The 13,802-nt window shown below is 63.2% G+C and carries 12 protein-coding genes; 3 read left to right on the top strand and 9 right to left on the bottom strand.

The genetic code is table 11. The features are described 5' to 3' along the window. Positions 1 to 66 precede the first annotated feature (66 nt). Both KVU_RS11235 and dapE read left to right on the top strand, forming a co-directional pair. Entirely contained in the window at positions 67 to 414 is a 348-nt protein-coding gene (locus tag KVU_RS11235) for a DUF8846 family protein (RefSeq protein ID WP_013385352.1), read from the top strand. After that, positions 411 to 1,553 (top strand): succinyl-diaminopimelate desuccinylase, encoded by a 1,143-nt coding sequence (gene dapE / locus KVU_RS11230; RefSeq protein WP_014538019.1) that lies wholly within the window; start codon positions 411 to 413, stop codon positions 1,551 to 1,553. Before KVU_RS11235 ends, dapE begins: the two co-directional genes overlap by 4 nt. A 5-nt stretch (positions 1,554 to 1,558) precedes the next feature. On the opposite strand, the gene KVU_RS11225 is transcribed toward dapE, so the two are convergent. The 9 genes from KVU_RS11225 to KVU_RS11185 all read right to left on the bottom strand — a co-directional run bounded on the left by KVU_RS11225 (position 1,559) and on the right by KVU_RS11185 (position 11,351). After that, a complete protein-coding gene (locus tag KVU_RS11225) occupies positions 1,559 to 2,818 on the bottom strand; it encodes a lytic murein transglycosylase (protein ID WP_013385350.1) in 1,260 nt (419 codons plus the stop codon). Positions 2,819 to 2,930: 112 nt separating this feature from the next. Then, positions 2,931 to 3,710, bottom strand: a complete 780-nt coding sequence (locus KVU_RS11220; RefSeq protein ID WP_014538018.1) for an SDR family oxidoreductase — start codon at positions 3,708 to 3,710, stop codon at positions 2,931 to 2,933. Positions 3,711 to 3,724: 14 nt separating this feature from the next. After that, positions 3,725 to 5,998 (bottom strand): ribonuclease R, encoded by a 2,274-nt coding sequence (gene rnr / locus KVU_RS11215; protein WP_013385348.1) that lies wholly within the window; start codon positions 5,996 to 5,998, stop codon positions 3,725 to 3,727. Between the two features lie 31 nt (positions 5,999 to 6,029). Further along, positions 6,030 to 6,497 carry an RNA pyrophosphohydrolase gene (locus KVU_RS11210; protein ID WP_013385347.1) on the bottom strand — a complete coding sequence of 156 codons (468 nt, stop codon included), beginning with the start codon at positions 6,495 to 6,497 and terminating at the stop codon, positions 6,030 to 6,032. Further along, positions 6,494 to 7,831, bottom strand: a complete 1,338-nt coding sequence (locus tag KVU_RS11205; RefSeq protein WP_013385346.1) for a S41 family peptidase — start codon at positions 7,829 to 7,831, stop codon at positions 6,494 to 6,496. Before KVU_RS11205 ends, KVU_RS11210 begins: the two co-directional genes overlap by 4 nt. Positions 7,832 to 7,883: 52 nt before the next feature. Further along, complete coding sequence (locus KVU_RS11200; protein ID WP_013385345.1) at positions 7,884 to 9,008, bottom strand: murein hydrolase activator EnvC family protein; 1,125 nt, start codon at positions 9,006 to 9,008, stop codon at positions 7,884 to 7,886. Further along, the gene (gpmI, locus tag KVU_RS11195; RefSeq protein ID WP_013385344.1) at positions 9,005 to 10,528 is read right to left on the bottom strand and encodes a 2,3-bisphosphoglycerate-independent phosphoglycerate mutase; all 1,524 of its coding nucleotides are present in this window, start codon (positions 10,526 to 10,528) and stop codon (positions 9,005 to 9,007) included. Before gpmI ends, KVU_RS11200 begins: the two co-directional genes overlap by 4 nt. Positions 10,529 to 10,566: 38 nt before the next feature. Beyond that, on the bottom strand, positions 10,567 to 11,151 hold the full coding sequence (locus KVU_RS11190; RefSeq protein ID WP_013385343.1) for a cob(I)yrinic acid a,c-diamide adenosyltransferase: 585 nt from the start codon (positions 11,149 to 11,151) through the stop codon (positions 10,567 to 10,569). Further along, positions 11,151 to 11,351, bottom strand: a complete 201-nt coding sequence (locus tag KVU_RS11185) for a twin transmembrane helix small protein (RefSeq protein WP_013385342.1) — start codon at positions 11,349 to 11,351, stop codon at positions 11,151 to 11,153. Before KVU_RS11185 ends, KVU_RS11190 begins: the two co-directional genes overlap by 1 nt. Positions 11,352 to 11,468: 117 nt before the next feature. Between KVU_RS11185 and KVU_RS11180 the strand changes: the two genes are divergently transcribed. Beyond that, complete coding sequence (locus KVU_RS11180; RefSeq protein ID WP_013385341.1) at positions 11,469 to 13,778, top strand: DNA topoisomerase IV subunit A; 2,310 nt, start codon at positions 11,469 to 11,471, stop codon at positions 13,776 to 13,778. Positions 13,779 to 13,802: the final 24 nt, after the last annotated feature.

Genomic DNA, 13,802 nt, shown 5'->3' with positions numbered 1-13,802 from the left:
CCTTTTCGCATGTTGACAATGGACGCGCAGGCAGACAGCAAAGCCGCACAGCCGAAGGAGCCCGAGATGTCCGAAGAGAGACCCGAGAAAACCAAACGTCCGCAGCAAGTCTATACGCTGGTGGTCGAAGTTGGACGCCATGATGGTGACGGGCTGCCGGACAACGCCACGGGCGCCGCGCTGCTGTGCTATGCCAGCGGCGTCGACGAGGCCGAGGCGGTGCGCGAGACCGTCGCCATTCTAAAGCAGGCCGATATGGCCCCCTTGGATGTCACGGGCTATGGCACGCTGGAAGATCGCCTGCGCGATGGCCCCGAGGTCTCGGACGAAGAACACGAGTTGATGGAGCGCGCTTTGGCTGAAAACAGCGTCGTCGTCGCGCAAGTCACGCCCTTTACCGGTGACAACGCATGAGTTTCGATGCCGTCAAACTGACCGCCGATCTGATCAAATGTCCCTCGGTCACCCCGCATGAGGGGGGGGCGTTGGTTCTGCTGGAACGCGCGCTGACAGATGCCGGTTTCGCATGCACCCGCGTCGATCGCGGCGGCATCAGCAACCTGTTTGCCCGCTGGGGCCGCAAGGGCGCGAACCGCAGCTTCGGCTTTAACGGCCATATCGACGTGGTGCCGGTGGGCGATGCCAGCCAGTGGACGTTTGATCCGTTCGGGGCGGAAATTGTCGACGGCTATATGTATGGGCGCGGCGCGGTGGATATGAAATCGGGCGTCGCGGCCTTTGTCGGCGCGGCGATTGATTTCACGCGCAATACCCCGCCTGATGGCGCGATTGTGCTGACCATTACCGGCGACGAGGAAGACGTCGGCGAGGATGGCACCCGCGCCTTGCTGGATTGGATGGCCGAGAATGGCGAGGCGATGTCCGTCTGCATCGTGGGCGAGCCGACCAGCCCCGAAGTTTTGGGCGATATGATGAAAATCGGCCGTCGCGGCTCGGCCACGGTATGGTTCACGGTGACGGGTCAACAGGGCCATGCGGCCTATCCGCAGCGCGCGCTGAACCCGATGCCCGCGATGGCGCGGCTGATGGATAGGTTGTCGTCGCGCGTGCTGGACGAGGGCACCGATCACTTCGACTCGTCCTCGCTGCAGGTTGTGACGATTGATACCGGCAACGGCGCAACGAATGTGATCCCGGGCCAGACGCGCGCCACGATCAATGTGCGGTTCAACGACATCCACACCGGCGCGAGCCTTGTCGATTGGATGCAGGCCGAGGCGGATAAAGTCGCCGCCGAATTCGGTGTGCAAGTGGCTCTGCGCAGCCGCATCTCGGGCGAAGCGTTCCTGACCCCGCCCGGCGCGCTGTCGGATCTGGTGGCGGCGGCGGTCAAGGCGGAAACCGGACTGTCACCGGTGCTGTCGACCAGCGGCGGCACATCGGATGCGCGTTTCGTGAAATCGCATTGCCCCGTCGTGGAATTCGGCCTTGTCGGCAAGCGGATGCACGGCGTCGATGAACGGGTCGAGATCGTTCAGATCGGCCAGCTGCAAGCAATTTATACCCGCGTGCTGGCCGATTATTTCGCCTGACCCTGTTAGCGCAGCCGCTCGAGCAGGCTGCGCGAGGGGTAGCCATCCGCCGTCAGCCCGTTCGCGCGCTGATAGGCGCGGATGGCGTTCAGGCTGTTGCTGCCCAAAATCCCGTCTGCTCCGCCGGTGTTATAGCCCGCGCGGGTCAGGCGTTCTTGCAACTGGGTGCGCTCGGCGCGGTTCAGGGGTGCCTCATCGGGGAAGCTGGCCGAGAATCGCGGGCCGCCGCGCAGGCGGTCTGCCAAATGGCCGACGCCAATCACATAGGAATCCGACGCGTTATAGCGCGAGATCACCGTGAAATTGCGGAAAATCATGATCGCCGGGCCATTCGCGCCGGTCGGCAGCAGGATCGAGGCCTCGCCGCCGGGCAAGTTGCCATTTGCCGCGCGCACGCCCATCGCCGCCCATTCCGAAACGGGACGGTTCGCGCCCTTGCCGGTCAATGCATAGTTGAAGCCGCTGGGTAGACGCACCTCAACCCCCCACGGCTGGCCCGAGACCCAACCATGGCGCGACAGATAGGCTGCGGTCGAGGCAAGGCCGTCGGTCGGGTCGTCCGACCAGATATCGCGCCGTCCGTCGCCGCGAAAATCCACGGCATATTCCAAAAACGAGGTCGGCATGAATTGGGTATGCCCCATCGCGCCCGCCCAACTGCCCAGCATATGTTCGGCATCGGTGTCATTCGCCTGAATGATCCGCAGCGCGGCGATCAGTTGGTTTTCAAAGAAACTGGCACGCCGCCCGTCATAGGCCAGCGTCGAGAGGGCCGAAATGATCGGCACATCACCGCGCCGCGCGCCGTAATTCGATTCCATGCCCCAGACGGCCACCACAATATGGCGGTCGACGCCATAGCGCTGCTCGATCTGCGATAGCAGGTTTGCATGTTGCGCCAGCATGGCACGGCCATTTTCGACCCGCGCGTCAGATGCGGCGGTCGACAGATAGGCCCCCAATGCGCGGGTGAATTCGGCCTGATTGCGATCATTCTCGACCACATTCGGCAGATAGGTGGCATTGCGGAACGCCGCATCAAAGGTGCGGGCGCTGATGCCTGCGGCCAGCGCGCGGGGGCGGAAGCTGGCCTGCCAGTTCAAATAACCTGCATTCGTCGCACCGCGCATGGTGGATGTTCCCTGTTGGCTGGCGGCAGGTTGTTCAGCATTCGCCCAACGGTTGGCGCTGACATTGCCCCAGCCGCAACCGGTCAGCGTAAGGGCGGTCGCGCAAAGCATTGCGCTGCGAAAAAGATGGGCCATGACTGCTCACTTCACCTGGGTTAGAGGGGCCTGAAAACGGGCATTCGCCCTTATAATCGGCAGTGTAACGCAGCCATGGCCAATTGCCTACCCGTCAGACCGAACGGACGGATTAGATGGTGATATTCGCCGAGCCACCATCGAGCATGATATTCTGCCCGATGATAAAGCCCGCGTGCTGCGAACAAAGGAAAGCACACGTCGCGCCGAATTCGCCCGCTGTGCCATAGCGGCCCGCGGGGATCGAATTCTGCCGGCGGGTGCTGGCTTCGTCCAATGTGATGCCCTGCGCGGCGGCGACACCTTTATCAAGGCTGGTGGCGCGGTCGGTGGCGTGGATGCCGGGCAGCAGATTGTTGATCGCAATGCCGTAACGCGCGACCTGACGCGAGGTGCCCGCGACAAAGCCGGTCAGACCGGCGCGGGCGGTATTTGACAGGCCAAGCTCGGCAATCGGGGCGCGCACGGCGGCGGAAGTGATATTCACCACGCGCCCCCAACCCTTGGTGATCATGCCGGGCAGCATTGCCTGCATCAGCGCGATCGGGGTCAGCATATTGCCGTCAAAGGCCTTGATGAAATCCGCGCGGGACCAATCCGACCAATTGCCGGGCGGCGGGCCGCCGGCATTGGTGACCAGAATATCGACTTGGCCCGCAGCAGACAGCACGCGGGCGCGGCCGTCCTCGGTGGTGATATCGGCGGCGACGGTGGTGACCTGAACATCATAAAGCGCGCGGATCGCCGCTGCCGTTTCTTCCAAAGCCTCAATCCCGCGCCCGTTCAGCACCAGATCGACGCCCGCCGCGGCCAGCGCCTCGGCACAGCCACGACCCAAGCCTTTTGAACTGGCCCCCACCAGCGCGCGCTTGCCCTTGATCCCCAGATCCATCCGTTCCTCTCCCCTTAACTGCGTTTGCGCAGCACCTTGCGTTTTTCCTTTGCCGCGACCTTGGCCAGTTTGGCGCGGGATTTGCCCGGCATCCGATGCCCGCTCTTGCCGCCGCCGCCGCGTGGGCCGCGCGCCATGATCTGGCCGTCGCGCTCGATCAATTCCAGCGTGATGCCACCGGTTGCCGCCGTTGCCTCGGCCAGACGGACGGTGACGCGCTGGCCCATCTCGAACACGATGCCGCTGTGGCCGCCCATCAACGTCTGGCTTTCGCGGTCATAATGGAAATATTCATTGCCGAGGCTGCGGATCGGCACAAGACCATCCGCACCGGTGTCGTCCAGCCGGATGAACAGGCCGAATTTCATCACGCCGCTGATGCGCCCCGTCATCTCCGCCCCGATCCGTTCGGACAGAAATGCCGCCAGATAACGGTCGGTCGTGTCGCGTTCGGCCACCATCGAGCGACGCTCGGTCGCCGAGATCTGCTCGCCGGTTTGCTGCAATTCCTCGATATCCGCAGGCGTTAGCCCGTCGCGCTTATAGCCCGCGAAATGATTGGCCGAGATCAGCGCGCGGTGGACGATCAGGTCGCTATAGCGACGAATGGGCGACGTGAAATGCGCATAATTGCGCAGCGCGAGGCCGAAATGCCCAAAGTTCTGCGGGCTGTAATAGGCCTGCGTCATGCTGCGCAACGTGGCGATATTGATGACCTCGGCCTGATCCGAATTTGCGGCTTGCGCCAGCAGGCGGTTCAGATGGCGCGTGTGCAGCACCTGACCCTTAGCCAGTTGCAGACCCGAGGCCTGCGCCATTTCGCGCAGGGCCTCGAGCTTTTCGGGGGCGGGTTCCTCGTGGACGCGGAACAGCAGCGGGGTCTTTTTCTTGTTCAATTCCTCGGCGGCGGCGACGTTGGCCAGCACCATGAATTCCTCGATCAGCTTATGCGCATCAAGGCGTTCTTTGAACGCAACCGAGGTGACCTTACCCTCGTCCGACAGGATGATCTGGCGTTCGGGCAAGTCCAGCTCTAGCGGCTGACGGGCGGCGCGGGCGCGCAGCAGCGCATCATAGGCGGCGTAAAGCGGTTGCAGCACAGGCTCTAGCAGCGGGGCCGTTGCCTCTGACGGGGTGCCGTCGATCGCGTCCTGCACCTCGGCATAGGACAGCGAGGCGCGCGATTTCATCACGCCGCGAAAGAACGTATGGCCGGTCTTGTGGCCCTCGGCATCAATCACCATCCGCACGGCAAGACAGGCGCGCGGCACGTTGGCATGCAGGCTGCACATATCGCCCGACAGGCGATCCGGCAGCATCGGCACCACGCGGTCGGGGAAATAGGTCGAGTTGCCGCGCTTTTTCGCCTCGCGATCAAGGGCGGAACCGGGCGTCACATAATGCGCCACATCGGCAATCGCGACCCACAGGATAAAGCCGCCCGCGTTGTCGGGATCAGCCTCGGCCAGCACGGCATCATCGCGGTCGCGGGCGTCCGGCGGGTCGATGGTGACAAGGGCCAGATGCGTCAGATCGGTGCGGCCATCAAGGCTGGTCACAGCTTCGGCGGCGTCCGCCTCCATCACCGCCGCATCGGGGAAATGGTCGGGGATGCCGTGTTGACGAATGGCGATCAGGCTGACGGCGCGTGGCGCGGTCGGATCGCCCAGACGCGCGATGATACGGGCCTTTGGCAGGCCAAGGCGCCCTTTGGGCCCGGCTTGTTCGGCCTCGACCAATTCGCCATCAAGCGCGCCGCCCGATAGGCCCTGAGCCACAACCCATTGCCGATGGTCCGCTTTGTCCACCGGCATAATGCGACCGCCCTCGCTGTCCTGACGGTAAACGCCAAGGATGCGCAGCGGATTGGTGCCAAGGCGGCGGATGGTGCGGGCAGTGTAATCGTGATCTTCGCCGTGCGTGGCGGTCAGCTTGGCCAGCACCCGCTCGCCCGCAGCGATGGCGGGATCGCCCGGCTGCGCGACCAGCAAAATGCGCGGCGGATCGCCCGCGCCATTCCATTCCAACGGGCGCAAAAAGATATCGCCGTCGGCGTCCTGTTCCTCGACCTCGACAACGGAAATCGGGGGCAGCTTGTCGGCCTCGCGATAGCTGCGCGACCGCTTTTGCAAATGGCCCTCATCCTCAAGCTCGCGCAATACACGCTTGAGGTCGATACGGGCAGCGCCCTTGATGCCGAAGGCCTTGGCGATGTCGCGTTTGGCCGTGAGGGTGGGATTATCGGCGATCCATTGCAGGATCGCCTCGCGCGAAGGTATCTGGTTCATATGCAGCCGTTAGCACGGCTGCAACGCGTCGTCACAGGCTATCTGCAAATTCGCGCAAAACGCCGGCATAAACATCGCGTTTAAAGGGCACGATATCGGGCACAAGCTGGTCCACATCCGACCAGCGCCATTCCGAGAATTCAGGATGGTCGGTTGCGATATTCACATCGCTATCGGTGCCATTGAACCGCAGCAACACCCAGGTTTGGATCTGGCCGCGATATTTACCGCCCCACATTTTGCCCAACAGTTCGGGCGGCAGGTCATAGGTATAGGTGCCCGCGCTGATCCGGTCGACCGAGACCTTATCCGCCGTGACGCCGGTTTCTTCCCACAGCTCGCGCAGGGCGGCGGTGGTGGCATCCTCGCCCGCGTCGATCCCGCCTTGGGGCATTTGCCAGGCGGGGCCGGGGTTGTCGATGCGCTTGCCGGTGAAAACGCGGCCGTCCGCGTTCACCAGCATGACGCCCACACAGGGGCGATAGGGCAGATCGCTCATTGTGCGCCCCGCTGCACATTCATGGCCGAAAGGCCTGTCAGGATGTCGATGGCATAGGCCATTTGGTAATCCTGTTGGCGCAGCGCGGCGGTCGCCTCGGCGCGTGCGCGCTGTTCCTCGAGGTGCTCGCGTTCGTCATCCGACAGGTTCGGATTGTTCAGCGAGCCGCGCAGGCTGGCCTCGGTGCGCAGGGCGCCAGCGGCGGCGGTTTCCTCGGCGTCGGGGCTGGGTTGGGGCTGTTCGACGATGATGTCGGGCGAGATGCCGACCGCTTGGATCGAACGACCCGATGGGGTGTAATACAGCGCCGTCGTCAGCCGCATCGCGGCATCGCCATCCAGCGGCATCAGCGTTTGGACCGAGCCTTTGCCAAAGCTTTGCGTGCCGACGACAATCGCGCGGCCATGATCCTGCAGCGCGCCTGCCACGATTTCCGATGCCGAGGCAGAGCCGCCATTGATCAGCACAACCAAAGGTTTGCCGTCGATCAGATCACCGGGAGTGGCGTTATAGCGGTCGCTTTCCACCGGATCGCGGCCACGGGTCGAGACAACCTCGCCGGTTTCCAAAAACGCATCCGAGACATAGATCGCCTGATTCAGCAGGCCGCCGGGGTTGTTGCGCAGATCCAGCACGACGCCGTCGACATTGTCGATGCCGCCTGCGGCTTCCAGCTGTTCGGCAATGCCCGCTGCCATATTGTCATAGGTCTGATCGCTAAAGGTCGTCAGGCGAACGACGATCGAACGTCCTTCGGTGCGGACGCGGGCGGCGGTCAGGCGGATGGTGTCGCGCACCAGTGTCACGTCAAATGCCTCGGACCGGCCCTCGCGCGCGATGGTCACGGTGACTTCCGAGCCTACGGGTCCGCGCATCAGTTCGACCGCATCATCCAGCACAAGGCCCATCACGCTTTGACCATCAACAGCCGTGATGAAATCGCCCGCTTGCAGCCCGGCCACATCGGCGGGGGTGCCATCCATGGGCGAGACAACCTTGACCCAGCCGTCTTCTTGCGTGACCTCAAGGCCGAGGCCCCCGAACGAGCCGCGTGTCTGCACCCGCATATCGGCGGCATCATCTGCCGACAGATAGCTGGAATGCGGGTCGAGCGAGGTCAGCATGCCGTTGATCGCAGCCTCGATCAGCTGCTTTTCGTCGACTTCTTCGACGTAATTGGCGCGGATGCGCTCTAAAATCGTGCCGAACAGGTCCAGCTGCTCGTACAGGGTCTGGTTGCCTTCCTCCTGGGCCAGCAGGGGCGCGGCGAATTGCGTGGTGACCAAAAGCCCAAGGGCGGTGCCGCCCAGTGCCGAAAGCAGGTATTTTTTCATTATGCGTATCCTTGCAGCGGACATAAAAGCCGCGTTCCGGGGATTTTGGTTTTCAATGTGCTGCAAACCAAGCTGCCGGATCAACGGCAGATTGCCCTTCGCGAACCTCAAGATAAAGGGTTTCCGACAGGTTTTGCGCGGAACCACTGTTTGCTTGCATCAAAAGCGCGTCACCATCAGGCGATGATCCGCCCATCAGGCCGACGGGCGTGCCTTCGGGAATGATCTGACCGACCGCACCAAAGCCTTGTTCCAGCCCGGTCATGATGAACAGGACATTGGGTGCAGGCTCCAAAATGACCACAACGCCCATATCCAGCAGCGGCCCGACAAAGCGGACGGTGGCGGCGATCGGGGTGGTGACCAGCGCATTGGGACGGGTCGCGATGACCAGTCCGGGGCGCCGGACGCCTGCGGCATCTTGTTCGTTAAAGCGGCGCAAAATGTCGCCCGTCACCGGCAGGTCCAGCCGACCCATGCGGTTCCATGCCTCGGTATCCATCTCGACCAGTTCGGTATCGATCGTCTGCGACAGGCCCGAGGCAAAGGCCGAGAGGGTCTCGGACGAGGTCAGCAGCAGGCTCATCGCGATGGGGTCTTCCGTAAAGCGCTGCGGCAGGTCGGCGCGGTTCGACATGGCGCTGGCCAGTTCCTCGCGCGCGCTTTGGGCGCCGGCAAGGCCCTGCTCCAGCGTGGTTGCGGCGCTGTTTTGCAGCAGCTCGAGGTCGTTCAACTCTTGCAACTGGGCGCGCAGATCGGCGGCTTCGGCGTCCAGGGCGGGGGCGATCTCGCCCATCAGCATCCCGGCGCGCAATGTACCGACGACGCCCGTGGGGTGCAGCATATGCAGCTGGGTGGGCGTGCGCTCCATCGTTTGCATCGTGGCCAACAGATCGCCGATTTCGCCCGCGCGGGCGTTGAACGATGTCATCAGCGTGGTCTTGCGCACGGCCACGCGGCGCAGCCCCTCGCGCAGGGCGTTCAGGCCGTCCTCATAGGCATGGAGCGTTTCCGACAGCGCGGCGATGCGGTCTTCGGCGGTCTGGGCATTGTGCAGACGGGTCGAGGCCGCCTCCAGCGCCTCGGCTGCGGCCCGCGCCACATCGGTGGTGTTTTGCTGGGCGGCGACAGGCGCGGCAAGCGCCGCCAGCAGCAGAATGGGAAAGAACCGTTTCATCGCCGGATCAGGCTTTGCCCTGTCATTTCCGGCGGTTGCGGCAGGCCCATCAGATCCAGAATCGTCGGTGCCACATCAGCCAGACGACCATCGCGCAAGGTCGCGCCCCCCGGGCCGCCGATCAGCGCAACCGGTACCAGATTGACGGTATGGGCCGTATGCGGCCCGCCGGTTGCCGGGTCGATCATCTGTTCGGCATTGCCGTGATCGGCGGTCAGCAGCATCGCGCCACCCGCCTGCTCCAGCGCCGCCAGTACGCGGCCAAGGCCCTTATCCACGGCCTCTAGCGCCTTCACCGTCGCGGGAATACTGCCGGTATGGCCGACCATATCGGGGTTGGCATAGTTGGTGACGATCAGATCGTAGCCCTTCTCAATCGCCGCGACGAAGGTGTCGGTGACCTCGGCCGCAGACATTTCGGGCTGCAGATCATAGGTCGCGACCTTGGGCGAGGGCGGCATGTGACGCTCTTCGCCGGGATAGGGGGTTTCCACCCCACCGTTCAGGAAAAAGGTCACATGGGGGTATTTCTCGGTCTCGGCCAGACGGAACTGGGTCAGGCCCTGTGCTGCGACCCATTCGCCCAGCGTGTTGACCAATTTGCGTTTGGGGAAAACGGTGGCGAGCCAAGCGTTCAGCTGGCTGGAATATTCCACCATTCCCAGTAGCGCGACCAAGGGCGGCAGCGGCCCGCGATCAAATCCCGCGAATTTCGGATCGGCAAAGCACGCCAAAATCTCGCGCGCGCGGTCGGCGCGGAAGTTCAGGCAGAACAGCCCATCGCCGGGCGCAAGGCCTGCGTAGTCGCCAATGATCGTAGCGGGGACGAATTCATCCAGCGCGCCTGCGGCATGGCTTTGGGTGACGGCGGTGACGGCATCGGGGGCGCCGTGCTGGGCGTGGCCGCGCGCAATGGCGTCATATGCGGTCTGAACCCGCTCCCACCGGTTGTCGCGGTCGAGGGCGAAATAGCGGCCAATCACCGTGCCGACCTTTGCCCCTGCGGGCAGGTGATCAACAAGCTGTTGCATGAAGGCGGGCGCGCTATCGGGGGCGACATCGCGACCGTCGGTGATCGCATGCAGCACCACCGGCACGCCCGCGCCTGTGATGATCCGCGCCGCCGCCAGCACATGGTTGATATGCCCATGCACGCCGCCGTCCGAGATGACGCCCAGCAGATGCGCCGCACCGCCGCTGGTTTTCAGCGCACTGATAAACCCTTGCAGCGCCGCATTTTGCGCCAGATCGCCGGTTTCAATCGCCAGATCAATCTGGCCAAGATCCATCGCCACCACGCGGCCCGCGCCAATATTGGTGTGGCCCACCTCGGAATTGCCCATCTGGCCGGTCGGCAGGCCGACATCGGGGCCAAAGGTGATCAGCGTCGCATGGGGGTTGCTGGCCATCACCGCTTTGAAATTGGGGATGTCCGCCTGCAAGGTCGCATCACCTGCCGGATTAATGCCGATGCCCCAACCATCAAGAATGCACAGAACGACAGGTTTGGGTCGGGTCATCTTTGGCTCCGGCATAGGAATTGGGGCATAGGGATGGATCAGGCGGGGTCGCGCGTTGCGCCCGGTACCCACAGAATATCAGCCGCGCCATTGTCATTTGCAATGCGGGCGGCGGTGAAAAGCCAGTCGGACAGGCGGTTCAAGTAGTGCACAGCCGCCGGATTCACATCACCCGTCGCGGCGCGTAGCTGGCTGGCAAGCCGTTCAGCCCGCCGCACGGTGGTGCGCGCAAGATGCAGATGCGCCGCAAGCGCGCTGCCGCCGGGCAGGATAAAACTGCGCAGGGGGTGCAAAATCGCGGTCATGGCGTCGATTTCAGCCTCGATCCGGGCGACTTGGGCGGGAATGATCCGCAGCACCGGATAAGGGGCACCCGCGTCCAGATCTATGCGCGGGCGCGACAGGTCAGCGCCCAGATCGAACAGCTCGTTCTGCACGCGGGAAATCGCCGCTGCCGCATCACTGTTGGCATGAAGGCGCGCAAGACCCAAGGTCGCATTCGCCTCGTCCACCGTGCCATAGGCCTCGACCCGCAAATCATGCTTTGCGGTGCGGCTGCCATCGGACAGGGCAGTTGTGCCATCATCACCCGTGCGGGTGTAGATGCGGTTCAACACGACCATTAAAGGCCCCGCGCGGCCAGATAGGCAAAGAAGAAGATCACGGATACCGCCTGCAGGCCGATCCGCCAGCGCATCAGGCGGTTGGCGTTGCGCTGATAGAATTCGCCGCGCTTGGCGAAAGACCCCATGCCCAGCAGCAGAACCGCCAGCGTCGCCAGCATGCTGATGCACATCAGAACGAACAGGAAATTCACAAGCATCAGGCGCATCCTTTTTGGGCTATATCGCGCCTTTCTACCCCTTTCGGCGTCTTAGTGCCAGTACGCAGGGCGCGATGCCGACTTCACAACTTCGGCGCTGCCGGTTAGACCGGCTGCATGACCGATACCCCTGATGACCCGCTGAACCCGCAAGAGCTGACCGAGACGCTGCGCCGCGCGATTGGCGACCGGTATCTGACCTATGCGCTGTCGACGATTATGCACCGCGCGCTGCCCGATGCGCGCGACGGGCTAAAGCCCGTGCATCGCCGCATCCTTTACGCGATGCGCGAGCTGCGTCTGGCCTCGGGCGGGGGATTCCGCAAATCCGCGAAGATCGCGGGCGACGTGATGGGTAACTTTCACCCGCACGGCGATGCTGCGATCTATGACGCGATGGCGCGTTTGGCGCAGGATTTCAACGTTCGCTATCCGCTGGTCGACGGGCAGGGGAACTTTGGCAATATCGACGGCGATAGCCCCGCCGCCAGCCGCTATACCGAAGCCCGCATGACCGCCGCCGCCGAGGCGCTGCTGGCGGGCCTTGACGAGAATGCAGTGGATTACCGTGGCAACTACGACGGCACCCAAGAGGAACCCGTCGTGCTGCCCGCCGCTTTTCCGAACCTGCTGGCGAACGGATCGTCCGGCATCGCGGTCGGTATGGCGACGAATATCCCGCCCCACAATCTGGACGAAGTCATCTCGGCCTGTCTGCATCTGATCCGCGCCCCCAGTGCGGATGATGATTCGCTGCTGGCGTTCATCCCCGGCCCCGATTTCCCCACCGGCGGCGTGATCGTCGAAGACCCCGAGAATATCCGCCAGGCCTATCGCACCGGTCGCGGCGCCTTCCGCCTGCGCGCGAAATGGGAAATCGAGGATCTGGGCCGTGGCCAATGGCAGATCATCGTCACCGAAATTCCCTATCAGGTGCAAAAATCCAAGCTGATCGAGCGTTTGGCCGAGCTGATCGCCCTGAAGAAAGTGCCAGCCCTCGCCGATGTGCGCGATGAAAGCGCCGATGACGTCCGCATCGTCATCGAGCCGCGCGTCCGCACCATCGAGCCCGAGATGCTGATGGGCATGTTGTTCAAGAATTCCGAGCTGGAAATCCGGTTCAACATGAACATGAACGTGCTGATCGACGGCGTAACACCCAAGGTCTGCTCGCTGAAGGAAGTGCTGCGCGCCTTCCTTGATCACCGCCGCGAGGTGCTGCAACGCCGCACGACGCATCGGCTGGAAAAGATCGACCACCGGCTGGAAGTTCTGGCAGGCTTTATCACCGCCTATCTGAATCTTGACCGCGTCATCGACATCATCCGCTATGACGAGGACCCAAAGGCCGCCTTGCAGGCCGAGGATTGGGGCCTGAAAATCCCGCGTGCAGCAGATGAAAGCCGTTATGTCTCGCCGCTGGGCCGTCCGGTCGCGGCGGGCGGTCTGACCGAAGTGCAGGCCGATGCGATCTTGAACATGCGTCTGCGCAGCTTGCGCCGCCTCGAGGAAATCGAGCTGGTGAACGAGCGTGACGCCTTGCAGGCCGAACGCGCTGGGCTGCATGCGCTGATGGGCGACGAAAAGCTGCAATGGTCGCGCATTTCGGACGAGTTAAAGGATGTGCGTAAACAGTTCGGCAAGACCAGCAAGGGCGGCGCGCGTCGCACCGCCTTTGGTGAGGGCAAAGAAGTGGCCGATGTGCCGCTGGAAGCGATGATCGAACGCGAGCCTGTCACCGTGATCTGTTCTGACATGGGTTGGATTCGCGCGATGAAGGGCCATATCGCGCTGGATCAAGAGATGAAGTTCAAGGACGGCGACAAAGCCCGTTTTGCCTTCCATGCGGAAACGACTGACCGGCTGCTGGCCTTTGCTTCGAACGGGCGATTCTATACGGTTCTGGCCGCGAACCTGCCCGGCGGGCGCGGCACGGGCGAGCCGCTGCGCCTGATGGTCGATCTGCCCAATGACGCGCAAATCGTCGATCTGCTGATCCACCGTCCGGGGCAAAAACTGATCCTTGCCTCGAGCGCGGGCGATGGCTTTATCGTGGCCGAGGATGATGTGATCGCGCAGACCCGTGCGGGCAAACAGGTGCTGAACCTGTCCGAAGGCGCGAGCGCGCTGATCGTGAAGCCCGTGCAAGGCGATCACGTCGCTTGCGTCGGCGATAACCGCAAGATGCTGGTCTTCGCGCTGGACGAGCTGCCGGAAATGGCGCGCGGCAAAGGCGTAAAGCTGCAAAAGTTCAAGGATGGCGGGCTGTCGGATCTGGTCACGCTGACCTTGGCGCAGGGCCTTTCGTGGAAAGAAAGCGGCGGCCGCACGCGGTCCGAGCCTGATCTGAGCGAATGGCTGGGCAAGCGCGCAGGCACCGGCCGCATGGCGCCGCGCGGTTTCCCCAGGGATAACCGTTTCAACTGACGTTGCTGAAATGCTGCGACCGGG

Source organism: Ketogulonicigenium vulgare WSH-001 (genome assembly GCF_000223375.1).
GTDB lineage: Bacteria > Pseudomonadota > Alphaproteobacteria > Rhodobacterales > Rhodobacteraceae > Ketogulonicigenium > Ketogulonicigenium vulgare.
The sequence above is the reverse complement of the archived record's forward strand: the minus strand, read 5'-3'. Positions and strand labels throughout refer to the sequence as shown.